The organism is Streptomyces sp. NPDC002490 (assembly GCF_040296045.1).
Taxonomy (GTDB): Bacteria; Actinomycetota; Actinomycetes; order Streptomycetales; family Streptomycetaceae; genus Streptomyces.
In genome coordinates this window covers 130,136-154,437 of record NZ_JBEOWM010000005.1, presented here as the reverse complement: position 1 = coordinate 154,437, position 24,302 = coordinate 130,136, and the positions used below count along the sequence as shown (strand labels likewise).

21 protein-coding genes, 1 pseudogene and 2 riboswitches are annotated in these 24,302 nt (G+C 70.7%); of the genes and pseudogenes, 11 read left to right on the top strand and 11 right to left on the bottom strand.

Going from position 1 to position 24,302, the window contains the following annotated elements; translation table 11 throughout:
* Window positions 1-49: 49 nt before the first annotated feature.
* Together ABT092_RS05165 and leuA are read right to left on the bottom strand one after the other, a co-directional pair.
* Window positions 50-859 carry an ABC transporter ATP-binding protein gene (locus ABT092_RS05165; RefSeq protein ID WP_351239925.1) on the bottom strand — a complete coding sequence of 270 codons (810 nt, stop codon included), beginning with the start codon at window positions 857-859 and terminating at the stop codon, window positions 50-52.
* Window positions 856-2,655 carry a 2-isopropylmalate synthase gene (gene leuA / locus ABT092_RS05160; RefSeq protein ID WP_351239923.1) on the bottom strand — a complete coding sequence of 600 codons (1,800 nt, stop codon included), beginning with the start codon at window positions 2,653-2,655 and terminating at the stop codon, window positions 856-858. The genes ABT092_RS05165 and leuA overlap by 4 nt, the downstream gene beginning before the upstream one ends.
* 184 nt (window positions 2,656-2,839) lie before the next feature.
* Here leuA and ABT092_RS05155 point away from each other — a divergent pair, with 184 nt between their 5' ends.
* Both ABT092_RS05155 and metE read left to right on the top strand, forming a co-directional pair.
* Window positions 2,840-3,529, top strand: a complete 690-nt coding sequence (locus ABT092_RS05155; RefSeq protein WP_351239921.1) for a FadR/GntR family transcriptional regulator — start codon at window positions 2,840-2,842, stop codon at window positions 3,527-3,529.
* A 104-nt stretch (window positions 3,530-3,633) separates the two neighbouring features.
* A riboswitch (cobalamin riboswitch) is annotated at window positions 3,634-3,831 on the top strand.
* Between the two features lie 181 nt (window positions 3,832-4,012).
* Window positions 4,013-6,331 carry a 5-methyltetrahydropteroyltriglutamate--homocysteine S-methyltransferase gene (gene metE / locus ABT092_RS05150; protein ID WP_351239919.1) on the top strand — a complete coding sequence of 773 codons (2,319 nt, stop codon included), beginning with the start codon at window positions 4,013-4,015 and terminating at the stop codon, window positions 6,329-6,331.
* A gap of 81 nt (window positions 6,332-6,412) precedes the next feature.
* Here the strand turns inward: metE and ABT092_RS05145 are convergent, their stop codons facing one another.
* The 5 genes from ABT092_RS05145 to ABT092_RS05125 form a co-directional block, all read right to left on the bottom strand.
* On the bottom strand, window positions 6,413-7,486 hold the full coding sequence (locus ABT092_RS05145) for an enoyl-CoA hydratase/isomerase family protein (RefSeq protein WP_351239917.1): 1,074 nt from the start codon (window positions 7,484-7,486) through the stop codon (window positions 6,413-6,415).
* Complete coding sequence (locus tag ABT092_RS05140) at window positions 7,483-8,631, bottom strand: acyl-CoA dehydrogenase family protein (RefSeq protein WP_351239915.1); 1,149 nt, start codon at window positions 8,629-8,631, stop codon at window positions 7,483-7,485. Before ABT092_RS05140 ends, ABT092_RS05145 begins: the two co-directional genes overlap by 4 nt.
* A gap of 6 nt (window positions 8,632-8,637) precedes the next feature.
* Entirely contained in the window at window positions 8,638-8,901 is a 264-nt protein-coding gene (locus tag ABT092_RS05135; protein ID WP_351239913.1) for a hypothetical protein, read from the bottom strand.
* Window positions 8,902-9,079: 178 nt separating this feature from the next.
* A riboswitch (cobalamin riboswitch) is annotated at window positions 9,080-9,253 on the bottom strand.
* Between the two features lie 142 nt (window positions 9,254-9,395).
* Entirely contained in the window at window positions 9,396-10,829 is a 1,434-nt protein-coding gene (locus tag ABT092_RS05130) for a tyrosine-type recombinase/integrase (protein ID WP_351239911.1), read from the bottom strand.
* A 122-nt stretch (window positions 10,830-10,951) separates the two neighbouring features.
* Window positions 10,952-11,221, bottom strand: a complete 270-nt coding sequence (locus ABT092_RS05125; protein WP_351239909.1) for a helix-turn-helix domain-containing protein — start codon at window positions 11,219-11,221, stop codon at window positions 10,952-10,954.
* A 514-nt stretch (window positions 11,222-11,735) separates the two neighbouring features.
* Here ABT092_RS05125 and ABT092_RS05120 point away from each other — a divergent pair.
* Window positions 11,736-13,028 (top strand): helix-turn-helix transcriptional regulator, encoded by a 1,293-nt coding sequence (locus ABT092_RS05120; protein ID WP_351239907.1) that lies wholly within the window; start codon window positions 11,736-11,738, stop codon window positions 13,026-13,028.
* Between the two features lie 87 nt (window positions 13,029-13,115).
* Here the strand turns inward: ABT092_RS05120 and ABT092_RS05115 are convergent, their stop codons facing one another.
* The 4 genes from ABT092_RS05115 to ABT092_RS05095 form a co-directional block, all read right to left on the bottom strand.
* Entirely contained in the window at window positions 13,116-13,826 is a 711-nt protein-coding gene (locus tag ABT092_RS05115; protein WP_351239905.1) for an HAD family hydrolase, read from the bottom strand.
* The gene (locus ABT092_RS05110; RefSeq protein WP_502968388.1) at window positions 13,823-15,322 is read right to left on the bottom strand and encodes a helix-turn-helix domain-containing protein; all 1,500 of its coding nucleotides are present in this window, start codon (window positions 15,320-15,322) and stop codon (window positions 13,823-13,825) included. Before ABT092_RS05110 ends, ABT092_RS05115 begins: the two co-directional genes overlap by 4 nt.
* A 255-nt stretch (window positions 15,323-15,577) precedes the next feature.
* On the bottom strand, window positions 15,578-16,759 hold the full coding sequence (locus ABT092_RS05100) for a helix-turn-helix domain-containing protein (RefSeq protein WP_351239903.1): 1,182 nt from the start codon (window positions 16,757-16,759) through the stop codon (window positions 15,578-15,580).
* Between the two features lie 6 nt (window positions 16,760-16,765).
* On the bottom strand, window positions 16,766-17,209 hold the full coding sequence (locus ABT092_RS05095; RefSeq protein WP_351239901.1) for an NUDIX hydrolase: 444 nt from the start codon (window positions 17,207-17,209) through the stop codon (window positions 16,766-16,768).
* 168 nt (window positions 17,210-17,377) lie between these two features.
* Here ABT092_RS05095 and ABT092_RS05090 point away from each other — a divergent pair, with 168 nt between their 5' ends.
* From ABT092_RS05090 to ABT092_RS05055, 8 genes and pseudogenes are all read left to right on the top strand, one after another.
* Window positions 17,378-18,193 (top strand): TauD/TfdA family dioxygenase, encoded by an 816-nt coding sequence (locus ABT092_RS05090; RefSeq protein WP_351239899.1) that lies wholly within the window; start codon window positions 17,378-17,380, stop codon window positions 18,191-18,193.
* A 176-nt stretch (window positions 18,194-18,369) separates the two neighbouring features.
* Complete coding sequence (locus ABT092_RS05085) at window positions 18,370-18,906, top strand: ATP-binding protein (protein ID WP_351239897.1); 537 nt, start codon at window positions 18,370-18,372, stop codon at window positions 18,904-18,906.
* Between the two features lie 468 nt (window positions 18,907-19,374).
* Complete coding sequence (locus ABT092_RS05080; protein WP_351239895.1) at window positions 19,375-20,499, top strand: hypothetical protein; 1,125 nt, start codon at window positions 19,375-19,377, stop codon at window positions 20,497-20,499.
* On the top strand, window positions 20,486-21,535 hold the full coding sequence (locus tag ABT092_RS05075; protein ID WP_351239893.1) for an enolase C-terminal domain-like protein: 1,050 nt from the start codon (window positions 20,486-20,488) through the stop codon (window positions 21,533-21,535). The genes ABT092_RS05080 and ABT092_RS05075 overlap by 14 nt, the downstream gene beginning before the upstream one ends.
* A 5-nt stretch (window positions 21,536-21,540) precedes the next feature.
* Window positions 21,541-21,984, top strand: coding sequence for a hypothetical protein (locus ABT092_RS05070; RefSeq protein WP_351239891.1), 444 nt, complete (start codon window positions 21,541-21,543; stop codon window positions 21,982-21,984).
* A pseudogene (locus ABT092_RS05065) lies at window positions 21,981-22,577 on the top strand (HAD family hydrolase); the annotation flags it as partial. The gene ABT092_RS05070 and the pseudogene ABT092_RS05065, both read left to right, overlap by 4 nt.
* A 103-nt stretch (window positions 22,578-22,680) precedes the next feature.
* Entirely contained in the window at window positions 22,681-23,460 is a 780-nt protein-coding gene (locus ABT092_RS05060) for a class I SAM-dependent methyltransferase (protein WP_351239890.1), read from the top strand.
* A gap of 70 nt (window positions 23,461-23,530) precedes the next feature.
* The gene (locus tag ABT092_RS05055; RefSeq protein WP_351239888.1) at window positions 23,531-24,301 is read left to right on the top strand and encodes a phytanoyl-CoA dioxygenase family protein; all 771 of its coding nucleotides are present in this window, start codon (window positions 23,531-23,533) and stop codon (window positions 24,299-24,301) included.
* Window position 24,302 lies beyond the last annotated feature (1 nt).

Genomic DNA, 24,302 nt, shown 5'->3' with positions numbered 1-24,302 from the left:
GGTCGCGGTCGGTGCACCCCGGAGTGCGGGCACCGACCGCGACCCGGCTTCAGTCGACGAGCGGTCCGACCGAACGCCTCGCCCGCACGTTCCACCGGCCGTCGACGCGGGTGAGCCGGACGGGGTGGTCGAAGCACGCGCTCACCCGGTCGCTGGTCAGGACCTCGTCGGCGGTGCCGGAGGCGAGGCAGCGCCCGTCGCGCAGCAGCATCACATGGGTCGTGCCCGGGGGGAGCTCCTCCAGGTGGTGGGTGACCAGGACGGAGGCGAGTTCCGGGTGGGCGCGTTGCAGCGTGTCGAGCCGGTCGATGAGTTGCTCCCGGCCGGCGACGTCCAGACCGGTGGCGGGCTCGTCGAGCAGCAGCAGCCGGGGACTGGGCATCAGCGCCCGGGCGATCAGCGTGCGCCCGCGCTCCCCCTGCGACAGGGTCGGCCAGCGTGCGCCGACCCGGTCGGCGAGGCCGAGCAGGTCGATCAGCCGGTCGGCCGTCGTCCGCTGCGCGGGCGTCGGCTCCCAACGGGGCACCCGCTCGGTGGTGTTGGTCAGCCCGGTCAGCACCACGTCGCGGACCCGCAGGGGCGAGCGCAGGTCGTGGCGCGGGTTGACGTGGCCGACCAGGGAGCGGAGCTGGCGCAGGTCCACCCGCCCCAACCGGTGGCCGAGCACCTCGACGGTGCCGCGGGTCGGATGGGTGAGTGCACCGAGGAGGCTGAGCAGGGTGGTCTTGCCGGCGCCGTTGGACCCGAGCAGTGCCCAGTGCTCGCCGGCCCGCACCGTCAGCGACATCTCGCGCAGGATGGGGTTGCCGTCGCGGACGACCTCCGCGTCCTGCACCCGGAGTACGGGGAGCGCGTTCACGAGGCGGGGTGTCCCACCCGGTTGACGGCGGCCATCACGGCGTGGACCGAGGCGGTCAGGACCGAGGTGTCCCAGCCGGCGCCCCAGCGGGTGACGCCGTTGACGCGGCACTCGACGTAGGCGACGGCGGGGCTGTCCGGGCCGCTGGTGGTGGAGTGCTCGCTGTAGCCGAGCACATCGATGTCGATGCCCAGGGTGCGCAGGGCGTCCGCGAGGGCGGCCAGCGGCCCGTTGCCGGTGCCCCGGCAGGTCCGCTCCGCACCGTCGACGTGCAGGACGCCGGTGAGGTGGTGCTCGCCCGGGCGGGGTTCCGTGGCGCTCCAGGAGTCCAGGCGGACCGGCCCGTCGAGGGCCGGGGAGAGGTAGGTCGTGCGGAAGAGCTCGAACAGTTCCTTGGGGGAGAGCTCCTGACCGGTGGTGTCGGTGGTGCGCTGCACGGCGCGGGAGAAGTCGGGGCGCATCGCCTGGGGCAGGTCCAGGCCGTGGTGGGTGCGCAGGAGGTGGGCGATGCCCCCCTTGCCGGACTGGGAGTTGATGCGGATGACGGCCTCGTAGGTGCGGCCGATGTCCGCCGGGTCGATGGGCAGGTAGGGCACCGACCACGGGGCCAGTTCCACGGGCAGGCCCGCCTCGGCGGCCTGCTTGGCGTGGTGGGTCAGGCCCTTGGAGATCGCGTCCTGGTGGGTGCCGGAGAAGGCCGTGTGCACCAGGTCGCCGCCGTACGGGTGGCGGGGGTGCACCGGCAGCCGGTTGCAGTGCTCCACCACCTCGCGCACGGCGTCGATGTCGGAGAGGTCGACCATCGGGTTGACGCCCTGGGCGTGCAGGTTCAGGGCGAGGGTGACCAGGTCGACGTTGCCGGTGCGTTCCCCGTTGCCGAACAGGCAGCCCTCCACGCGCTGGGCGCCCGCCAGGACGGCGAGTTCGGCGCAGGCCACGCCGGTGCCGCGGTCGTTGTGCGGGTGGACGGAGAGGATCACGGACTCGCGGCGCGCCAGGTGGCGGTGCATGTACTCGATCTGGTCCGCGTACACGTTGGGGGTGGCGATCTCCACCGTCGCCGGCAGGTTGTGGACCACCGGCCGGTCGGGGCTGGCCTCCCACAGCTCGGTGAGGCCGTTGCACACCTCCAGGACGAAGTCCGGTTCGGTGAGGTTGAAGACCTCGGGGGAGAACTCGAAGCGGATGTCGGCGCCGGCCTGGGCCTCGGCACCGCGCAGGACGTGGGTGGCGGCGTCCCGGATCAGTCGGTGCACCTCGTCCCGGGAGCGGCCCAGGACCACGTTGCGCCAGGTGGGTGCGGTGGCGGTGTAGAGGTGCACGAGGGTGCGGGGCAGACCGACGACGGAGGCCAGGGTCCGGTCGATCAGATCGGCGCGGGCCGCGGTGAACACGGAGATCGTCACGTCGTCGGGGACCGCACCGCTCTCCGCCAGGTGCCGCACGAAGTCGAAGTCGGTCTGACTGGCGGACGGGTAGCCGACCTCGATCTCCTTGAAGCCCATGGTGACCAGGAGGTCGAAGAACCGGCGCTTGCGCGCGGTGTCCATGGGCTCGGCGAGCGCCTGGTTGCCGTCGCGCAGGTCGACCGGCACCCACAGGGGGGCCCGTTCGAGGTTCCGGGACGGCCAGGTGCGGTCCGTCAGGGGGAGGGCGACCCGTTCCTGCACGGGCAGGTAGCGCTGGTGGGGCATGGCGCTCGGGCGCTGGGGGTTCCAGCGCGGAGCGTCCGCCGGAAGGTCGCCGGAGGGGATGCGCAGGGTGGGGAACGTCGTGCCGGAGAAGGGGGATTCCATGATGCGGGAGCTTCTTTCGGTCGGTCACCACACGACCGGCGCAGCCCGGCACCCGCTGCGGGGTGCCGGTCGCTTCAGACCCCGCAGCGGCAACCGAGGAGGAGCCCGTGCTGCAGCATGCGGGTACAGTAACGACAACTCAGCTCCTCAGACAACTCAAGGGGTGCGGGAAGGTGAATTTCACATGTCACTAGGTGCTTTGCGGCCGTCACCCTTGGTCGAGCAGGCCACGGACCATCTGCGCGAGCAGATCACCGACGGCGAATGGGGCGTGGGGACGAAGCTGCCCGGTGAGAGCACCCTGGCCAAGTCGCTGGGGGTGGGGCGCTCGACGGTCCGGGAGGCGCTGCGGGCCCTGGCCGGCGCCGGGCTGGTGCAGGCGCGTCAAGGGGCGGGCGTCTTCGTGATCGCCACCGAACCCAGGGAGAACTGGTCCGCCCAGCTCCGGCAGGCGGCCATCACCGACGTCTACGAGGTCCGGATGCTCATCGAGGTCGAAGCGGCGCAGTTGGCCGCGCGACGCCGGACCGACCAGGACGTCGTGGCCCTACTCGACGTCCTGGCCAAGCGCCGCGAGGCGGCGCACGCGGGCAACGCCGAGTTCGTCGTGGCGGACATCGCCCTGCACCGGGCAGTGGTCGCCGCGGCGCACAACCCGGTGCTCACCGGCCTGTTCACCGAGTTCATACCCGTACTGCAACAGCGGTTGCTGGACCTGGTGGAACTGTTCAACCTGCGCTTCGACGACCCGAACCACGGCGAGGAGGGGCACGCCGCACTGGTGGAGGCCGTCGTGCAGGGGGACGCCGAGGCGGCCGGGCAGGCACTGCGCGACGAACTCGAACGGACGTTGGAGCTGTTGCGCTCGCTCTGATCCGCCGTGCGCCCCGCTCCCGCGGAGTGTGGTCCGCATCACCTCGCGGGATGCCGGCCGGTCGGTTCGCCCCGTGGTCGCGCCCCGTAGGCTGACCCGCAGCAGTCGGTTCGCCCCGCCCGCCAGGCGGGGTGTCGCAAGAGGGAACCCGGTGGGAATCCGGGACTGCCCCGCAGCGGTGAGTGGGAACGACCGCCGTCATACGCACTGGGTCCGAGGTACCGGACCTGGGAAGCGACGGCCAGTAGGGGTCCGCCGGAAGGTTCCGGCGGGCGCGCCCGCGAGTCCGAAGACCTGCCGACCGCCCGCGCGCGGACCGTTCCGCGCGTGGACATCCCGGTGACCTCGAGGGCGGGTCGGCGCACACACCAGACGGAACGGCCGTGCTCTTGCACACGGGTCGTCGCCGTCCGGTCCGTCGTTCCTTCGCGTTCTCGTCCCGTCCCCGGGACCCCAGGGATCCATCTCGCGAAGGAGATCTCCGTGACAGCGACGTCCGCAGCCGCGGCAGCACGGGCCACCGTGTACGGCTACCCCCGCCAGGGCCGGCACCGGGAACTGAAGAAGGCGATCGAAGGGCACTGGAAGGGTCGGGTCACCGCCGACTCCCTCCGTGCCACCGCCGCCGAACTGCGCGCCGCCCACTGGCGCGCCCTGGCCGCCGCCGGCATCGACGAGGTCCCCACCGGGGACTTCTCGTACTACGACCACGTCCTCGACACCACCGTCATGGTGGGTGCGATCCCCGAGCGGCACCGCGCCGCCGTCGACGCCGATCCGCTCGGCGGCTACTTCGCGATGGCCCGCGGCACCCAGGACGTGGCGCCGCTGGAGATGACCAAGTGGTTCGACACCAACTACCACTACCTGGTCCCCGAACTCGGACCCGACACGGTCTTCACGGCGAACCCGGCCCAGCAGGTCGCCGAGTTGAAGGAGGCCCTCGCCCTGGGCCTGACGGCCCGGCCGGTCCTGGTCGGCCCGATCACCTACCTGCTCCTCGCCAAGCCGGCCCCCGACGTGGCCGGCGACTTCGACCCGTTGACCCTGCTGGACCGTCTCCTGCCGGTGTACGCCGAGGTCCTCGCCGACCTGCGGGCCGCCGGCGCGCAGTGGGTGCAGGTGGACGAGCCCGCCCTGGTCCAGGACCGCACCCCGGCCCAACTCGACGCCGCCGCCCGCGCCTACCGCGCCCTCGGCGCCCTCACCGACCGCCCGAAGCTGCTGGTGGCCTCGTACTTCGACCGGCTCGGCGAAGCGCTGCCCGTGCTGGCCAAGGCGCCCGTGGACGGCCTGGCCCTGGACTTCACCGAGGCCGCGTCCGCCAACCTGGACGCCCTGGCAGCGGTCGGCGGACTCCCCGGCAAGCGCCTGGTGGCCGGAGTCGTCAACGGCCGCAACATCTGGATCAACGACCTGGAGAAGTCCCTCGCCACCCTCGGCACCCTGCTGGGTCTCGCCGACCGGGTCGACGTCGCCGCCTCCTGCTCCCTGCTGCACGTGCCGCTCGACACCTCCGTCGAACGCGACATCGACCCACAGATCCTGCGCTGGCTGGCCTTCGCCCGGCAGAAGACCGCCGAGATCGTCACCCTCGCCCGGGGACTGGGCCGGGGCACCGCCGCCATCGAGGGCGAACTCTCGGCCAACCGGGCCGCCCTCGCCTCCCGCGCCGCCTCGCCCATCACCCGCGACCCCGCGGTGCGCGCCCGCGCCGAGGCCGTCACCGACGCCGACGCCCGCCGCTCCCAGCCGTACGCCGAACGCGCCGCGGCCCAGCGCGCCCGCCTCGGGCTGCCGCTGCTGCCCACCACCACCATCGGCTCCTTCCCCCAGACCACCGAACTGCGCACCGCCCGCGCCGACCTGCGCGCCGGTCGCATCGACACGGCCGGCTACGAGGAGCGGATCAAGGCGGAGATCCAGGAGGTCGTCTCCTTCCAGGAGAAGACCGGGATCGACGTCCTGGTGCACGGCGAGCCCGAGCGCAACGACATGGTGCAGTACTTCGCCGAGCAGCTCACCGGCTACCTCGCCACCCAGCACGGCTGGGTCCAGTCCTACGGCACCCGCTACGTCCGCCCGCCGATCCTCGCCGGGGACATCTCCCGCCCCGAGCCGATGACGGTCCGCTGGACGTCCTACGCCCAGTCGCTCAGCGACCGCCCGGTCAAGGGCATGCTCACCGGGCCCGTCACCATGCTCGCCTGGTCCTTCGTCCGCGACGACCAGCCCCTCGGCGACACCGCCCGCCAGGTCGCCCTCGCCCTGCGCGAGGAGGTGAACGACCTGGAGGCCGCCGGCACCGCCGTCATCCAGGTCGACGAACCCGCGCTGCGCGAGACGCTGCCGCTGCGGGCCGCCGACCACGGGGCGTACCTGGCGTGGGCCACCGAGGCGTTCCGGCTCAGCACCGCCGGCGCGGCCCCCGGCACCCAGATCCACACCCACATGTGTTACGCCGAGTTCGGCGACATCGTCCAGGCCATCGACGACCTCGACGCCGACGTCATCAGCCTCGAAGCCGCCCGCTCCCACATGCAGGTCGCCCGCGAACTCGCGGCCCACGGCTATCCGCGCGAAGCCGGCCCGGGCGTCTACGACATCCACTCCCCCCGGGTGCCGAGCGCGGAGGAGGCCGCCGAGCTGCTGCGCACCGGCCTGGAGGCGATCCCCGCGGAGCGGCTCTGGGTCAACCCCGACTGCGGTCTGAAGACCCGCGGCTGGCCCGAGACCCGTGCCTCGCTGGAGAACCTGGTCACCGCGGCCCGCACCGTCCGGGGCGAACTGCCCTCCGCCTGACCTCCGGTCCTGCGGGGCCGGGACGCTCCGGCGTCCCGGCCCCGCCCGTGCGTCCGCCTCCGGGGACCAGGACGGTCCGGCTCACCAGGGCACCTCCTCGGTGGTGCGGGACCGGTCGGCGAGACCGAGTTCCCGCTCGCCGAGCGGGGCGAAGAAGCCCTCCACATCCGCTTCGGCGACTTCCGCGAGGGTCGCCGGCGACCAGCGGGGCTCGTGGTCCTTGTCCACGATCCGGGCACGGATGCCCTCCACCAGGTCGGGGTGGCGCAGGCAGGCGCAGGAGACGCGGTACTCCTGGTCGAGGACCCGCTCCAGCGGTCCGAGCCGACGGACGCGGCGCAGCGCGGCGAGGGTGACCTTGAGGGCGGTCGGGGACCTGGCGAGCAGGGTCTCGGCGGCTTCCGCGGCGGCGGGGCGGCCCCGGGCGAGGAGGCGTCGGAGGATCTCCTCGACGGTGTCCGCGCGGTAGCAGTCGTCGATCCACTCCCGTTGCTCGGTCAGTTCCCCCGGCAAAGGGGCCTGGACGTGACGCGCGAGGGCCTCGTGCACCGGCAGCCGGGCGAGGTCGTCGACGAGGGGGCGGAGCGAGGCCGAGGGCACGTAGTGGTCGGCGAGACCGCACAGCAGGGCGTCCGCGGCGCCGATCCGCGCGCCGGTCAGGGCGAGGTGGGTGCCGAGTTCTCCGGGGGCGAGGGCGAGCAGATGGGTGCCGCCGACATCGGGGACGAACCCGATGCCGGTCTCGGGCATGGCGATGTCGGAGCGCTCGGTGACGACCCGGACGCTGCCGTGCGCGGAGACGCCCACGCCGCCGCCCATGACGAGGCCGTCCATGAGGGCGACGTACGGCTTCGGGTAGCGGGCGATCCGGGCGTTGAGGCGGTACTCGTCGCGCCAGAAGGCGGCCGAGGCGGTTCCGTCGCCGTCGCCGTCGCGGGCGTCGTCGTGGATGGCGCGGATGTCGCCACCCGCGCAGAGACCGCGCTCCCCGGCGCCGCTGATGACGACCGTCTCCACGGCGGGGTCGCGCTCCCATTCCGTGAGCGCCCCGTCGATGCGGAGCACCATCTGGTGGGTGAGGGAGTTCAACGCCCGGGGGCGGTTGAGGGTGATGTGGGCGGCACGGCCCCGCGTGTGGAACAGGACGTCGCTCATCCGAACGCCTCCGTCATCCCCCGGGCCACGATGACGCGCATGATCTCGTTGGTTCCTTCCAGGATCTGGTGGACCCGCAGGTCGCGGACGATCTTCTCGATGCCGTACTCGTTGAGGTAGCCGTACCCACCGTGGAGCTGGAGTGCACGATCGGCGACCGAGTAGCCCGTGTCGGTGGCGAACCGCTTCGCCATCGCGCACAGGTAGGGCGCCTGCGGATCGCCCCGGTCGAGCGCCTGTGCGGCCTGTTGGACCAGGGCCCAGGCCGCGGTGAGTTCGGTCGCCATGTCGGCGAGCCGGAAGCGCAGGGCCTGGGCGTCGAGGAGGCGCTGGCCGAACGCCTCGCGGTCGGCGAGGTGGGCGAGGCTGCGGTCGAGGGCGCTGCGGGCCCCGCCCAGGGAACAGGCGGCGATGCCGAGACGGCCGCTGTCGAGCCCGTGCATGGCGATCCGGAAGCCCTGTCCCTCACGACCGAGGAGCCGGTCGGCCGGCAGGCGGACCCCGTTCAGGACCACCTGACGGGTCGGCTGGGCGTTCCAGCCCATCTTCCGTTCGGGCCGCCCGAAGGAGAGGTTCGGGTCGTCCCGGTCGACGACGAACGCGGACACCCCCTCGGCGCCCGCGCCGCCGGTGCGGGCCAGCACGACGTACAACCGGGAGGCCCCCGCACCGGAGACGAACTGCTTGACGCCGGTGAGGACCCAGCCGTCACCGTCCCGTACGGCGCGGGTCGTCAGGGCCGCCGCGTCGGAACCCGCGCCCGGTTCGGCGAGGCAGTAGCTGGCGAGGTCGTCCATGGTGCACAGGCGCGGCAGCCACCGTTCGCGTTGGGAGTCGTCGGCGTAGTGGTCGATCATCCAGGCGGCCATGTTGTGGATGGAGAGGTAGCCCGCGATGGACGGGCAGCCGGAGGCGAGCGTCTCGAACACGAGGACCCCGTCGGACCGGTTGAGACCGGAGCCGCCGGACTCCTCGCGGACGTAGATGCCGCCCAGGCCCAGTGCGGCCGCCTTGCGCAGCACGTCCACCGGGAAGTGCTCGTCGCGGTCCCACTCCAGGGCACGGGGCGCGAGGTGCTCCCGGGTGAAGTCGAGGGTGGCCTCGACGAGGGCTTGCTGGTCCTCGTTGAGCAGGGCGCTGGTCACGGCCGCTCAACCCGCCGTGGGAATCGTGGAGCCCGCGCCTTCGCGCAGCCCGGCCGGCCGGCGGGAGCGGACGGCGTGCGGACCGTACCGGTCGCGGTGGCCGGAGTCGGACCCCTTCCCGGCACCGGAGGGGTGGTGGGCGAACGGCACCGGGACGGGCACGTCGAGGGCGCGGACCTCGCCGTGGGCCTCCGCAGCACCCGGGGTGCGCTCGTCGCCGACGAAGGGCGTCCATGCGCGCAGGGAAGCGCGTTCGTGCTCTGGGACCATGACTACCTGCTCTCGTCAGGAGGGAGCCGGGGATGGCGCGCACGAGGGCCCGCACCCGGGCGGGTGCGACGAGGGCCGGGGCGCGGGATCGCGGATGGCCGGAATCCGTCAGAGCGCGGGTTCAGCGGAGTCGTGGGTGCGCAACGGTGCCATGCGTGTCAGCTCCATCCTCGTGGACAACACGGAACGTCCCGCGGCCGGTATCCTGACTCCCGGATCAGCGCACGCCGTCCGCCTTCCCGACGTCCAACTCGTCAGTGGCGTCCTGCTCGACGACGCGCTCCCCGGTCACAGTGGCGGGACCGTGCCGGAATCGCACCGGCTTCCCTGCACCGCGGGCCTTGCCTCGCGATTTTATCGTCGTCCGCCCCGGCGAATCCACTGGACGTGACCCCGGATCGGGTCACACGGGGCTCCGGGCCGACGCGCGCCGTGCGGTCCGGGAGGCCCTGAGCGTGCCGAAGGACGCGGAAGGGCCGGCCGGGGCCCATCCTTCAGCACTCGATGATGTTCACCGCGAGCCCGCCGAGGGCGGTCTCCTTGTACTTGACGTTCACGGTGTCGGTCATGTTGATCATGCCCCTGAGCTGGGGTTTCAGGGTGAGACCGGTGGCCCAACCGGCGGCCAGGGACTTCTCAGGGACTTTGCGTCCGGCATCGGCGAGCCAGGAGTCCATCGCCGCCAGACCGCGCCGCCCGGCCCCGGGCATGAAGTGAGCGTAGTGGTCGAGCGTGATCTTGGGGGAGGAGTGCCCGAGCCAGGCCGCGAGGCTCACCACGGACTCGCCGGCCTCCAGCTGCACGCTGGCGTAGGTGTGCCGCAGGACATGGAACATGTCCGACCGCGACGATGCGTAGACGGGGTAGCGGCGGACCCGACCGCCGTACCGCTGGACCTTCTCCCCGATGACGGTGAGCAGTCCGACGGCCGCGAGTGCGGGCCGCCAGCTCCGCTCGTTCCAGGTCCTGTAGTAGATCCGGTTCCCGTGGGAGGTCGTGAGGACGAGCTGCGCGGTGATCGGTCGCCGCTGCCGCTCCTCCAGAGGGTTGGTCGGCGGCTCCGGGTTCCGCCAGGGGAGAGTGCACGCCGTCGAAGGGAAACGGCGGAAGTGCGCGCGAGCACGAGCCGCCAGGTTGGGGGAGAGCGGCACCTCCCGCGTCTTGCCGCCCTTGGGCAGACAGAGGTACGGACGCCCCTTCGTGTCCCACCGGAGCTGACGCCGGATGCGTACGACCATGTTCGTGAAGTCGAAGTCCTCCTCCGCCAGACCGAACGCCTCGCCCTGGCGAAGCCCGAGCCCGAGCCCCAGGTCCACGGCGAACCGGTAGCGCTCCTGAAGGTGTTCCCGGACGGCGTCGACGGTCGTGCGGGACCACGCCTTGGCCTTCTTCTCCTTGGCGCGCGGGGCCTTGACGCTCTTGTGGACCTTGAGCGGGTTCCGCAGAAGCCGCTGATCGTCCACGGCGCTGTTGAGGACGGACGAGAGGTGCCCCCAGATCACCTCCGCGGTCGAGTCCTCGACCCGTGTCAGCAGGGTCGCCTTGAAGGTGCGCAGGGTGGACGCGTCGATGTCCCGCAGCGCCACGTCGCCGAGCAGCGGGATGAGATGGTTGTTGATCCGGCTGGCCATCGTGCCGGCGGTCGAGGGCTCATCGGTACGGCCCGGCCACCAGTGCTCCACGATGTAGTCGCCGACCGAGATCGCGCCGTCGCGGGGGTCGATGAACTCGCCTCGGCGGGAGTCCGTCGTGGCGGTCGCCAGCCACTTCTTGGCGTCCTCGCTTGTGGTGAACGAGCGGTCCTGGATGCCAGGTATGCCCTTGACCCGGTACCGCTTGCCCGTGCCGTACAGGGCGGTGCGCTCGCGTTTGCCGGTCTCCTTGTTCGGCCGCTTCTTCAGCCATCGGTCTTCTATGTAACCGGCCATGCGCTGGGTGCTCTCCTTGTGGTGCGGTGGCTCCTCCGACTGGGTGTGGTGAACGCTGACCTGGGCTGGCCCCTATCCCGGATTCGGAGGTCTCTTTGAGAAGTTCTTCGAGGAGAGTCGCGCTATGCGACCCTGCGCGCCCGTGGTTGAGGTTTTTGGGCAACAGGGTCAAGAGAGGGGTTTGAACGAGAATCGGACAGCTCTTGTTCTCGAATCCACTCGTCAAGAGTTGTGATCCGATACATGACGCGACGGCCCATGCGGAAGCTCGGCGGTCCTTGGCGCCGGTGACGCCAGACGTAAAGGGTGTTCGGGGAGAGTCCCAGGTACGTGGCTGCCTGGGGGAGGCTCAAGAAGGCCGTTCCATGCTGTGAGGTTGTTGTCTGAGGCATGGCTACGTTCCTGTCGTCCAGCGGTGAGGTGACAGGAGGATGTTCTGGAGAAAGACAAGCTTGGGTGAGCCGGGTCATCGGTGATAGAGGAACCTGGACGGCCCTCTCGACGAGCGCCCGCTTCTGCGGGGTCTCGGTCGCGACGCGTGCTAGGAGCTGCGAGGAATCAGCGAGGCTGGCGATGGCATTATCCGCGCCGCCGAGGTCGTTCCGGAGACACAGCCGATCGCTCTGGCTCCGCCCTCGCGTCCGGTGCTACAGCCTCACCAGCCCCGCACTCGCCCGACAGGTGTGCGACCACTTCCCCGTCCTCGACACCCTCGTCGGCCCCCGCGCCCAGCTCTACGCCACCGCTAGCCTCCATCGCACCCGGTTTGGCGGGGACCCTCACCTCGTCCAACCACTCGAAGACCGTGCATAACGACTCATGCACCACGTCCCCTCGTAAACTCCGAGAGTCGAATCGCGTAATATCTATTCGATTTTTCAGTTTGCGCAAGATCAAGGAATTGCCGTGAGTGCTCCTCCTGTGGGTCGTCGAACCCGCGACGGCGAGGGTGACCGGCCGACGTCGCCGGCCGCCGCTCCACGGATCGGCCGGGCGCTGAGGCTCGGCGATCTCGTCAAAGCGTGGCGGACAACTGCTGGCGAGCACGGTCAGCCGATGACGCAGAAGGCGCTTGCCGCTGCGGTGGGCCGGTCCGAGAGATGGGTGCGCGACCTGGAAACCGGTGCCGCTCCCGTTCAGGTTGCCCGGTGCCTGCCCGCGCTCGCCGATGCCCTCCGACTCGACCCCGCCGAACGCAAGACCCTCGCTGCCCTAGTCGGCCGCTCCGTAGACGTCTCCAAGCCTCCCGAGGACGACAGCACGCAACCGACGGCTCTTTTGGACCTGCTGGTCGCCACGCAGACCGCTCCCGCCATCGTCTACGACACTTCGTGGACCGTCACGTCCTACTCCCGCGCCGCCGCCGCGCTGTGGCCCGGGCTGCTGGACCCCGGGGCCAACCTGATGCGCTGGCTCCTGCTCAGCCGAGAGGCACGCACACAGGTGCACGACTGGCACCGCCACGCATCGGAGATCGGCGTGCAGCAGCTCAGGTACGCCCTCGTGCACCGGGGCGACACCGACCCCCGGATCGCCGCGCTGGTCGACGAGGTCTGCACCGACCCGGATGTTCGGGCGATCTGGGACGCGTCCACCCGCGTCCGCAAGCACGCCGACGGAGTCACCCTGCGGATGAGCTTGCCCGCCCTGGGCTGGGAACCGGTCACCGCCGTCGTCCACGTCCTCAGTCCGGCCGCCAGCCCGAACCACCGAATGGCCATGGTGAGCTGGGCCGGGGCGGAGGACCACGCCCGCGTCGCGAACGCGACCCCCCTGCACGACCTCGTCGAGCGGCGACGCCTCGTTCAGAACGCGACCGCTCGCGTCAGCGTCGCGACTGCTCGCGCGGCAGCCGACCTCGCCGGCTCGCGCGGCATCCCCCTGCCGGAGCTCGCCCGGCTGATCGGGCCGGGATGCAGCCTCACCCTCGTACCCGACAGCGGCACGGTGATCTGGGCGACCAGTGCGCCCGACGGGAGGTGGGACGTCAGCGAGATCGCCGCCTATCCGGTGATGGTCCGCCTTCCCGAAGCCGCACTCGAACCCGCCCTCCGCGAGGAGTTCACGGCCCTGGCCCGAGCTTGTCTGCCCGCCGAGCCGGACGCGGCAAGAAGGCAAGCACGAGCACTGACAGCTCAGTTGAAGGCCCGGATCAAGGTTCTTGACGGTATCGAACGGAACCTTCGGCCTGAGACGTGACCGGCACGGTCGTGGACTCCGCCAGGGTGGCGAGGGCGCACAGGACGATGGTGAGGGACATGGAGTCCGGGGTGGCGGGTAGTTCCGCTAGGACGTGGGGTGTGCCTCGTCGATGAGGTGGAGGAGGGTGGTAGCCGAGGTGAGGTCGGACAGAACGTGCGATGCTCCTGCGTCGCGCAGCTGCTGAGCGCTGGTGGTCCCTGATGCGACCGCGATGATCCTGGCGCCGCCTTCCAGGCCGGTGCGCACGTCTTCAAGGGAGTCCCCCACGATCACTGTGTTGTCGCGGGTGAACCGGCCTCCGTGCTTCGCGGCAGCCCGGTCCTGCGCGATGCGAACGAGAGCGGGACGATGGGGGTCGTCGGACGCGTAACCGCCGATGCTGGTGTCGAGGTAGCCGATGAGTCCCAGCACGGACAGCTTGGTCTCGGCGCTGCCTCGCAGGTTGCCGGTGACGACGGTGGGGATCAGGTGCTCTGACTGCTGGACCGCGGCGAGCGCGTCCACAGCTCCGGGCAGGATGATCCCGTCACTGGCCAGCAACTCCCGATGGCTGGTGAGGCGCTGGGGAAGTTCGGCGACGATGCGGGCGGCGAACGTCTCCACCTCCTGTTCCGGAACCTGGTTGGCGCGCAGGAGTTCGCGGACGGCCAGGGGCATGGTGACCCCGGTACCACGGGCAGGCAGGGCTGTCGGGGCACGGCCCACCACGCTGGTGAAGGTCTCCCTGTAGACGCGTCGGTCGATGTCGCCGGTGTAGAGGAGAGTGCGGTCGATGTCCCACAGGACAAGGATCACGCGGCACGCTCCTTCAGGACGGCCTGGCCGCGCTCCAGGAGTTCCTGGGCGAGTCCCACCGAGGGGTAGCGGCCCGCCTCGGAGAGCATCAGGGCGAGGTTGTCGTCCAGCCGTGCGGAGCGGACCCCGGCGACGAGGGAGAACACTTCGTGCCCGGTGGCAGAGCCTCCGTCGACGTCGCCAGCGCGCATCTGGGCTGTCGCGGCGCGGGAGAGGAACTGGGCGCGGGTTCGGGTCTCGTCCGGGCTGAGGGTGTTGCGGGCAGCGGCAAAGATGCGGGCGGCTTCGTCGGGGCGGCCGAGGTCGAGCAAGCAGCTGCCGGTCTGGCCCAGGATCTCGCCGGGGTTCATCCAGTACAACCAGTGCGGGTCGTCCTCTCCGCGCCCGCGGGCGCACAGGACCTGCGCCTCTTCCAGGGCGATGCGGGCCTCCCGGTCCTCTCGCAGGCGGGCGTGGCCTCGGGCCTGGCGCGTGAGGAGCATGGCGTGCAGCGCGGGTGCGTCCCGGCCGGCGATGATTTGACGGCCTGTGCGCGCGGCGGTGATGGCGTCGCGGGGGTTGCCGGCGGAGTAGCCGTGGATGGCGAGGAAGGACAGCGCCCCGGCTCGCAGCCTGCTGTCGCCGCTGGCATGGGCAGCGCGCAGGGCGCCGAGAAGAAGGTTGTGGGCGACGGAGTGGGCGCCGCTGTCGAAGTGGTACCAGCCGGTCTGCATCGCGGTGTCCGCTGTCACCGCTGCGAGACGTCGACCCGTCGCCTCGTTGAAGTCACCTTCCTTCAGGAGCCGAAGGAGGACTCTCAGGTGCGCCGTGGCGGCACGGGCGAGGTTGCCGCTGCCGTGGTTGGCGTCGGCCTGACGCAGAGCGTCGGTGGTGGACTGCAGACCGGTGAGGAGTTGGTCGGAGACGTTGATTCCGTTCCGGGCGGCGGCCATGGCCTCGGGTGGGGCGACGGCCGCCTGCAGGATGTACTGCGTGAGTCCGGTCCCGCCCAGAGCGGCGATCGCACCGCGGCGGTTCAATCCGTTCATGGCCCCTCCGGCGGCTGCTTCCAGTGACGCCACCATACGAGCCGCTGTCCAGGGCTGAGCCGGGTCGAGGGCCTCGACGCGCCTCCGCGGTTCGGCCTGCGCGAACGGGGAGAGGAGGAGAGAACGCAGGTCTGGCGGAAGGCCGAGCCCGGACAGGACATCGATGATCGCCTCGCGGCCGTTGACCTGCTTGTGGCCGCGTTCCACGTCCGAGATGAAGCTCTGGGTCAGCCCCGTCAGCTCCTGTACGGCCTTCTGTGAGAGCCCGGAGCGGCGCCGAACCAGACGGAGAACCGTCCCGAAGTCCCAGGTGGCAAGGGCCCGGTGCACTTCCTCATCACGCCAGGCCCGGTCCGGAATCGTTGGTGTGCCCCCACCTCGGGCGCAGGCGGAACAGCGCGTATCCGGGTTGTACCGGCTGATCGGCTGCCCGCACCGCACGCATGCACGCCCGACCTTCTCTGACATGTCCACCTCGGCTCTTCTGCTCGCGGTCCAGCATGCCCCAACCGTGAGCCCAGGCTAGGTGGAGACCGATATCGCTGCAGCGATATCGCCACGGCGATGCCCGCGATGCTCACCCGCCTCCAAACTCGTGGCACTGCACTGGACGTTCACCACCGAACCGGGCTGGAGAAGGGTGTCTTGATGTCCGTTCGAGAGGTCTGCTCGATGGGAACGCGGCACCCGGGTGCACTCCAGTCGCGAGGCACTCGACCTCGGCTAGGCAGCGATCTCGGTCCGGAGCTGAGCCAGGGCATGAGTGGCCGCGTCATGGGTGTCGGGCAGTTTGCCGGCGGTAGCCCGTTGGACGCGCTGGAGCTGGTGCGGGAGACGCTGGGCCTGGGCCTCACGCACAGCCGTTGCCAGGAGCTGGGCAGCCTCACGGCTGTCGCCGGCGAGAAGGCGGACGCGGCCGGTGGTGATGAGTTCGATGACACGCCACTGGGGTGCGACCGCGATGGTCGGGGCCGGTGGGGCGGACTCGGCATGCCGTATTGCCTCGCGGGTGCGGCCGGTGGAGACGAGGCCCCGAAGGCGGATTTCGTAGAGGGCGCTGGGGTTGACGAGGCTGGTGTGCTCGACGGTGTCGAGGAGCTGGTGGGCCTCGCGGACGGTGTGGTCGAACAGCACCGCGTTGCCGAGGGCGCCGGCGGCGCGGGCCAGGAGCGGCAGTACCGCGGCCCGATCCTCGGGACTGGGTGCGATGGCCGCAGCACGGGTGAGCCGGTCGACGGCGGCGCCGATCAGGCCCGCCTTGCGCAACTCGTTGCCGTGCATGCGCAGGGCGGAGGCGATGAGGACCTGGTCGTCGAAGGCACGGACGACATCCACGCTCTTGGCGGTCCAGTGTGCGGCGGTGGCCAACCGCTCCTCGGGCAGTACGTTGCCCAGGGCAGTCCCGAGACTCATCCGGGCGTGCGCAAGGAGCCGCAGGGCGTCGCGCTCGGTGCCTCCGTCCCGGGCGCGGGCTTCCAAGCGAGCGACGAGCGGCCACAACTCGGCGACGGCCTCGGCAGCGTGCCCGCACTGGCGGGCCACCTCGGCGAGCCGCACGGTGGAGGCGCCGAACTGGATCATGGACCTGTGATCGGTGTCGGCCGGGTCGGTGACGCCCAGGACGTGTGCCGGCAGAGCGAGCTTCTCGGCGACATGGCGCAGGCTTCCCACATCACTCAGCTGCCGTTTGCCCAACTCGAGCGCGGAGACGTACGTCTTGTCGTAGCCCAGGAGTTCGCCGGTCTGCACCTGGCTGCTGCCGTGCACACGCCGGTAGTACTTCAGGATCGAAGCCAGATTGCGCGTGGCGAGGACGGCCTGGGCTTCCGGTGTCGCCCAACGCCAGGAGACCAGCCGCATCGATCGGCGCACGGCCGATACCGAAGCGGAGGCGGTGGCATCCACGGCGGATTACCTTCCGGGGTGGGCGTACCAGGACGCGACGGACCGCTTGTAGCCGTCCGGCATGGTCAGGCCGGCTACCTCGTGCTCGTGGAACAGCCCGATCTCCTTGTGCTCGTGGCTCAGGACCGGAACACGGCTCGGGGTCAGGACCGTGCAGCCGTAGGTGACGATCAGCACCCGACGGCCGGGAAGCGGCTCGTAGATCCAGGCGCCGCCATCAAGCAGGGGCCCGGCCTTCACCGTCCAACCACTCTCCTCGGACAACTCCCGTTCCAGCGCCGTGCCGGGACTCTCGTCAGCAGGAGCCGACCCGTTGCCCTCGGGCCCGATCTCCAGCCGCCCGCCCGGCAGCTCCCACTCGTCCCGCTCGTTGTGCAGGAGCAGCACCCGCTCCTGTGCATCGAGGGCAACGCCCTTGACGGACACCGGCCACAGCGACGGTTTGTACATGGGCTGTCCCTGAGACGTGAGGGCGGACATGTCCCGTGGAACGTAGCACCCGCCCGCAGAGCGAAGCCGGGCTTGCCGCTTTTGCCCGGGTCGACAATCTGTCGCTTTACGCCAGCCGCTGCTCGTACGAATGCTGGGCGTCCAGCCGGATTCCAGAGGAGCACGTCGATGACGACCCGTTCGCTCACCTCCGTCGGGGTGCAGCCCGAGCCCTTCACTACCGACTCCGGGCGGCCCTCCACCGTGATGCAACTCCTGCACTCACAAGGGATGGTCACCGTCGAGGGCCTGGACACCCGAACGAAGGTCCTTGCCTTCGCCCGACAGGTGATGAGCCTGGTGCCGCACCGCGACAGCGACTCGGACGGGTTGACCACCATCAGCGACAGGGGTGCCGCCTCCCGACGTCCCGGACTTGCGGGGCTGGGCGCCGGAGAACTGCTCGCGCACACCGAGCGCTCCAGCCTTCCCTGCCCTCCCCGCTTGATGCTCCTGGTCTGCCAACAGCCCGCGCTCTCCGGCGGGGACGTGCTCCTGACTGACGGCCGTGCCCTCCACGCCCTGCTCCTCGAACGCGCTCCCAAGGCGCTTGAGACGATGACCCTCCCGGGTACCGCCTTCTACGGTGACGGCGGCGGACACCCCTCTCAGGTCTTCACCCGCTATCGAGGAGAACGGGTTTCCGTCCGCCTGCGCCAGGACGCCCTCGCCTCGTTCAGTCCTCTCCTCGTCCCGTACCTGCCCCACCTCCGCTCGGCGATCGAATCGCTTCAGCAGCGCATCACCCTGCGCGCCGGACAGGGCTACCTGATCGACAACAGCCGCTGGCTCCACGCCCGTACCGGGTTCCGCGGCGACCGCGTGTGCTTGCGGGCCCTGGGAAACCCCCTCACACCCATGCCCCCCGGATTTCCCGTCCCGGTGGCCGGCGCCGTACCGGAGGGTACGGGCGACGGCTCTGCCAGGTCGGAGTCCTGCGACTGACCCGCTGGGAGTCGTCTGCACGGCACGGCTGCCGAGGACGCAGGCTCCGGTCGCCCCCAGGGCCGCCAGGGGGAGCGCTGACCTTCGACGTCTGCCAACCGACCTGCCGCCTGCCGAGAAGGTCTTCCCGCCAGGTGGCGACCGGATCGAGCCCGACCAGGGCTGAGAGAGAGCTGATGAAGGTGCACCCCCTCGACGCTGCTTGTCAGCGACCGGACAGCGCCCTGGAGACGACGGTCCGACACCTCGCCGGCGCTGATCCCGGTACTCGGGCCGGGACCCTGCCGATCTCGACTGGCGAACGTGCCTTCGAAGTGGTGACGGAGTACCCGGCGGAAGCGGTCGCGGTCACCCGCGGACGGCATCAGCTTCGCCATCTGATGGCGGACAGGGGACTGTCGAACATCGCGGACGCGGTGGTCCTGGGGGCCCATGAGCTGATGGCGAACGCGGTGACCCACGGCTGCCGACACCAGGTGCTGATGACGTTCACGGTGAAGGTCATCCACTCCAGCGGAGTCCTTCGGGTCGAAGTGCAGGACCCCTCCAACGGACAGCCGTTCCAGCGCCCTCCGAGCGAGGAGCGTGAAGGAGGCCGGGGCCTGTTCCTGGTCGATGCGTTGGCCACGCGCTGGGGGGTCGAACCCGGCCCGGGACAAGGGAAGACGGTCTGGATGGAGTTGGACGTCCCGGGCGAGGAACCCCCGCCGTGAAGCCGTCTCTGTCTGCCGTCCGTCCGGTATCGGGAGCATTCGACTGTCCAGCACCGGACCCGTGCCCCCCGCCCTGCGGTATCGAGCGGACCCACGTGAACGACCAACACCCCACCCTTCTACCTCACTACGGAGCGATATGACTGCTTCCCTGGGGGCCTCATGAGCCGCTCGCGCTTGCCCGCCGGGGCGAAGACCTCCCGGCACCGGCGATCGGAGGACCGTACGTCCGGACTCGTCCTGATCGGGGCGAACCTGGCTGGCCTCATCCTGACCGGACACGTGGTGGTGACCGAAGCCGGGCCTTCACCTGGTCCCGATACCGCCGCCACGGTCCCGGACCGGACACCTGTCGACGAGTAGTGGGCGTCGTCCATTCCCAGGCCGGACCTCCGGAGGGGAACGGCGTGGCCCACTGCTTCGCACCGAAGCAACGACCCGACGTACCAACTGCAGTTGGAGTACTTCATGACGCACCTACCCAGGAAACAGGCCACAGCTTCGAAAGGCGCGGCCGGTGCCGTCCGCCTCCAGGACCTGGAATGGGCCGCACTCTCCCATGGGCTGCCCGTCGAGGACGTGCTGATGATCGCCGTCAACCTGCACGGGATCGCTTCCGAACAGGACCGCCACCGGGCCCGGGTCAACCTGCGTCTCACGCGCCGCCCCGAAGTCCCCTGGCAGATCATCGTTCCGCTGAACCGGTCGACCAGTCCGTTCCGGCTCCGGGGCGACGAGCTTTCGCTGAACGGTGAGCTGGTCGCACACGTCGAGCGCATCGACGCCGACGAGGCGGTCGGGGGCTACTTCCGCAACAACGGTCGGGCCGCGACCCTCAACCCCAACGCCCGGAGCCGGTGCGTCGGGTGCGGGTGGTGTCCCAACACCCTGGAAGCCGCGGCCGATCCGCGGCTCCAGGAACAGCAGGGGCTTGACGAGCTCCTGCGCGCACTCGGTGCGCAGCACCCCCGCCGGAACCTGGCCGAACTGACCGAGGTCACCGTCTCCACCGGCTGCTTCGAGCGGGAGGAGGCCGCAGTCGCCCACCTGACTGCCCTGCGGCCAGCCCTGGAACGCGCCGGTATCGGCGCGCGAGCCCGGATCGGCTTCCTCACCTCCGTGCTGCGCAGCGACGAGGCGTTCGCGGCCATCGCGTCGCAGGTTTCGCCGTTCGTGCTCAGACTCACGGCCGAGCACTTCACCCGACGGGCGGCCCTGATGAAGTCGACCAAGGCCGACCTGCGGCCGGAGCAGATGCCGGACCTGCTGGCGCGGGCGCGGGCAGCGGGGCTGGACACCTCGTACACGTACATCGTCGGACTGGACCCGATGCACGACCTCGTGCGCGGGGTGAACGCGCTGGCGAGCGTGGTGAGCGCCTTCCCGAACTTCCAGGTGTTCCAGGCGCACACGGTGATCATGCAGGCCATGCGGACGCCGGGCGGGGAGAACCTGGAGTACTACCTGCGGGCGCGTGTGGCCATAGAGCGGGCCATGGCGCCGACCGGGCTGAAGCCGGTGGGCTGGGAGTGCTACCGGCCGCTGTGGTACTTCACCTACGCGGGAGAGGACCTCGTCGATGGACCCCGCTGACACGGTCATCGAACGGGTCCGGGTCGAGTGCCTCGACGACAGGGTGGCTGGCCCGTACCAGGCGGGCGACAGCCGGTTCGCGGTGGTGGTCGAGGCCCGCGGGGAGACCGGTGTGTTCGCCCCGGTCGACGAGCTGCCCGCCGCGCTCGTCGCCACCCGGCTCGGACAAAGGGCGCTACGACACGCGGTGATCGACCACACGGGTCTGCTGCGTGGGCTCCTCGCCGAACTCGGCCCGCACGCAGCGGGACTCGGTCGCTGGGCGGTCGGGGCGCTGGACTGCGCGGTGTGGGACCTCCACGGTCGTCTCGCCGGCCTCCCGGTTGCGGCGCTTCTCAGCGACCGGCCCGTACAGCGGGTGCCGGTGTACGCCTCCTGGCTCTCCCTGGACCTGGCCCGTGCATCGGCCGCCGAGTCGGTGAAGGCCACGGTCGCCGAGGGATTCGCCTTCACCAAGTGGGCGCTGCGCGAAGCGGAAGCCGACGAAGTCGTCCTGCTCGCCGAGCGAGCGGCGGCGTGGGCGGGGCAGAGCGTGGCGGTGGACGCCTTGGGTTCATGGGGCCACCGGCTGGCCGCGAAGGTGGCACCGCTCCTCGCCCCTGACGTCGTGCGCTGGGTGGAGGACCCGCTGGCGCGGACCGATCGGGCGGGTTACTCGCAGCTGCGCGGCTGGACGGAAGGGCTGCGGGTCGCGTTCGGCGAGCGGCTGGCCCACGCGGAGGATGCCGTGCCGTTGCTGGAGCACTGTCGACCGGAAGCGTTCACGTTCGACGCGGTGTGGTGCGGCGGCATCACCGAGGCGCGGAGCTGGCTGAGTGCCGCCCACGAGGCGAGAGTGCCCGTCCACCTGCACGGACGGGCCTTTGTGCCCGCCGTGCACCTGGCCGCCGCCTTCCCTGACATGGCCGGCGCGGTGGAGTACCAGATGGTGTGGGAGCCGCGCCGCCAGCGCGCGCTGCGCGGCACGCTCCAGCCGGACGGCGGGCACGTCGCCCTCCCCGACCGGCCCGGCCTCGGGATGGCGGTGCGCCGATAGTGCCCATGCATACCGATGAGTTGACGGTCCACGGGAGTCTGGAGCATCGCGAGGGACTGGTGCTGCTCTTCGTGGACGAGCGGTTGAACGGATACGACACCTTCCTGTCCACGACCCTGTGCCTCGACCACCCGGTACGCCTGCCTGAACTCCCGGTTCGCATCCTGACGTTCGACGACGTCACCGTTCTCTCGCCGCTCGGCCTTGCGCTGCCGCGGACACATGCAGGCAGGGCGTGGAGCGGCACGCTGCGGATGCCGCACGGGTCGCGTGTGCCCACGATTCCCGACGACCTCGCCCTGGCAGCTGCCGAGGCCGGTGTCGACACCAACGGCTGGACGCCGGTCGAAGCCCGACAGCTGTTGTCCTTCCTCCGCGAAGCTGTCCCGGGTCCCGTGCGCACCGAACGGATAGGAATGATCATCGCAACCCTGGCGGATCGCTCGTGAGCCCGGTGGCGCCGGTGAGGCTGGTGAGCCTCGACATCGGGCACACGTTGGGCGAGCCGTTCGGAACTACGCTGACGCAACGCCTCGTGGCCCTGTCTCCGTTACCGGTCCGGAGGGCGAAGCGGATCGTGCAGCAGATCCTGCACCCCTTGGACCCGCGCAGCGATGAGACCGGACCGCGGACGGTGTGCGCCGCCCTGGGCATCACGCCGTCCGCTTTCCCTCGCGACCACCGTCCACCCCGCTTCGCCCTGTGGCCCGGCACGGTGGAGGCGGTGGCGCGGATTGCCCGGTTCGTTCCTGTGGTCACCCTGTCGAACGTGAGCTACTGGGACGAACGAGGGACCGACGTCTCCGCCCTCTTGGCCCCCCATCTCCGGGCCCATCATCCGTCGTGGCGGCTCGGGTTCGCCAAGCCGGACCCCCGGGCCGTGCAGACTGTCGCTCGATTGCACGGACGCGACCCCGCAGAGGTGCTGCACGTCGGAGACAGCCTCGACTACGACGTGCGCGGTGCTCTCGCGGCCGGGGCCCAGGCCCTGTGGATCACCTCGCGCCTGCCGTCGGCCGGAGAGTTCCGGCTGCTGGCCGAGCACCCCGGCCGGGTCACCGTCGTGCCGGACCTCGTCGGTGCGGTCCGGCACATCGAGCAGACCTTCCTCCCGTCAACACCCGCACCGCCAGGAGTGATACCCCATGAGCAGGTTCGAGAGCACTGCCCCGTACTACGCCGCCTACCGACCCGGACTCCCGGCCGAAGCCGTCGAACTGCTCGCGCTGCGGTTGACCGGCCGAGAGCACGCGGCCCTGCTCGACCTGGGGTCCGGCACCGGACAGGTCCCCCTGGCTCTGGCGGGGCAGACGAAGGAGATCGACGTCGTCGAACAGGACGAGGACATGCTCGAGGAGGCCGGCAAGGCCCTCGCCGGGCTGCCGATCAGTGTCCGCCTGCACAACACCAGGGCCGAGATGTTCACCCCACCCGCCTCCTACCAGGCCGATCTCGTCACGATCTGCCGTGCGTTCCACTGGATGGACCAGGGTGTGGTGCTGTCGCGGCTCGAAGGCATGACCGCACCGGACGCGACCGTCGCGATCATGGGGGACGGCAGCCTGTGGACCGCGCGCACCGAGTGGACCGACGCCCTGCGGGCCCTGATCCAGGAGTACCTCGGTGTCGAGCGACGGGCCGGCAAAGGCCGGACGTACGCGGCCCATGACCGGCCTTACCGCGAGGTCCTCGCACGGTCCGCGTTCGGTCGGGTCGAGGAACACACCATCGCCGTCGAACGGGAGTGGAGCACCGAGACGGTGATCGGCTACCTGTACTCGACCTCGTTCGCCGCCCGGCCGTTGTTCGGCGAGCGGGTCGACGACTTCGAACGCCGCGCCCGCGCCCTGCTCGACGAGCACACCACCGCCGGCGGCCTGGTCGAACATGCCTCCTTCCGAGTCGTCCTCGGCCAGCGCAGCTGACCCGCACTTCCTCTCTCGCCGGGGCGACCCCTCTCCGCCCCGGCTGTTCCCCCTCCGGAAGGAGATCCGCATGCACCGATCCGCGACATGGAGCGACAACGAACTGCGCCGGTTCGTGGACGACGGAGTCCTCATACGCCGTGGCCTGATCCCGCGCGACCTGCTGTCCCGGGCCCGCGACCTCGTCGGCGATTGGCTGGAGGAGGCGTACGACCCCGCACGGCTCACCGCCTACACCGAACGCAGTTTCGCCCCCGAGCTGGAAGAGCACCCCGACCTGCTCGACCTCTACCAGCGGAGCGGCCTGGCGGACCTGGCCAGTGATCTGCTGCGACCCGCGACGACGGCTCCGGTCAACCAGGCGCAGATCCAGATCCGACTGCCGGACGGCGCACGACAACCGGTGAAGTCGATGCACGTCGACGGCGTCTCCTGCCCCCACCTGGAGCCCCGTGACTTGCGTACGTTCACCTTCATCATCGGCGTGGTCCTGGAGGGCGGCGCCACCGCGGACGCTGGCGCTCTGCACTACGTGCCCGGCGGGCACCACCGGATGGCCGACTACTTCGCCACGGACTGGGTCCTCGGGCAACCGGCCCAGACCCCCGACGACATCGACGTCCAGGGCGGCACCGCCCTCACCGCCGATCCAGGCGACGTGATCGTGATGCACCACCTCGTCCCCCACCGGGTCGGCATCAACGTGAGCGGCACGCCCCGGGTGATGGCGTACTTCCGGGTCAGCCACGTCCACCATCTGGACCTCGCGCTCAAGGCCCTATCGGACCCGTGGTTGGAGTACCCGACGCTCGCCGCCCTCGCCCGCCCCGGAACCAGGTGAG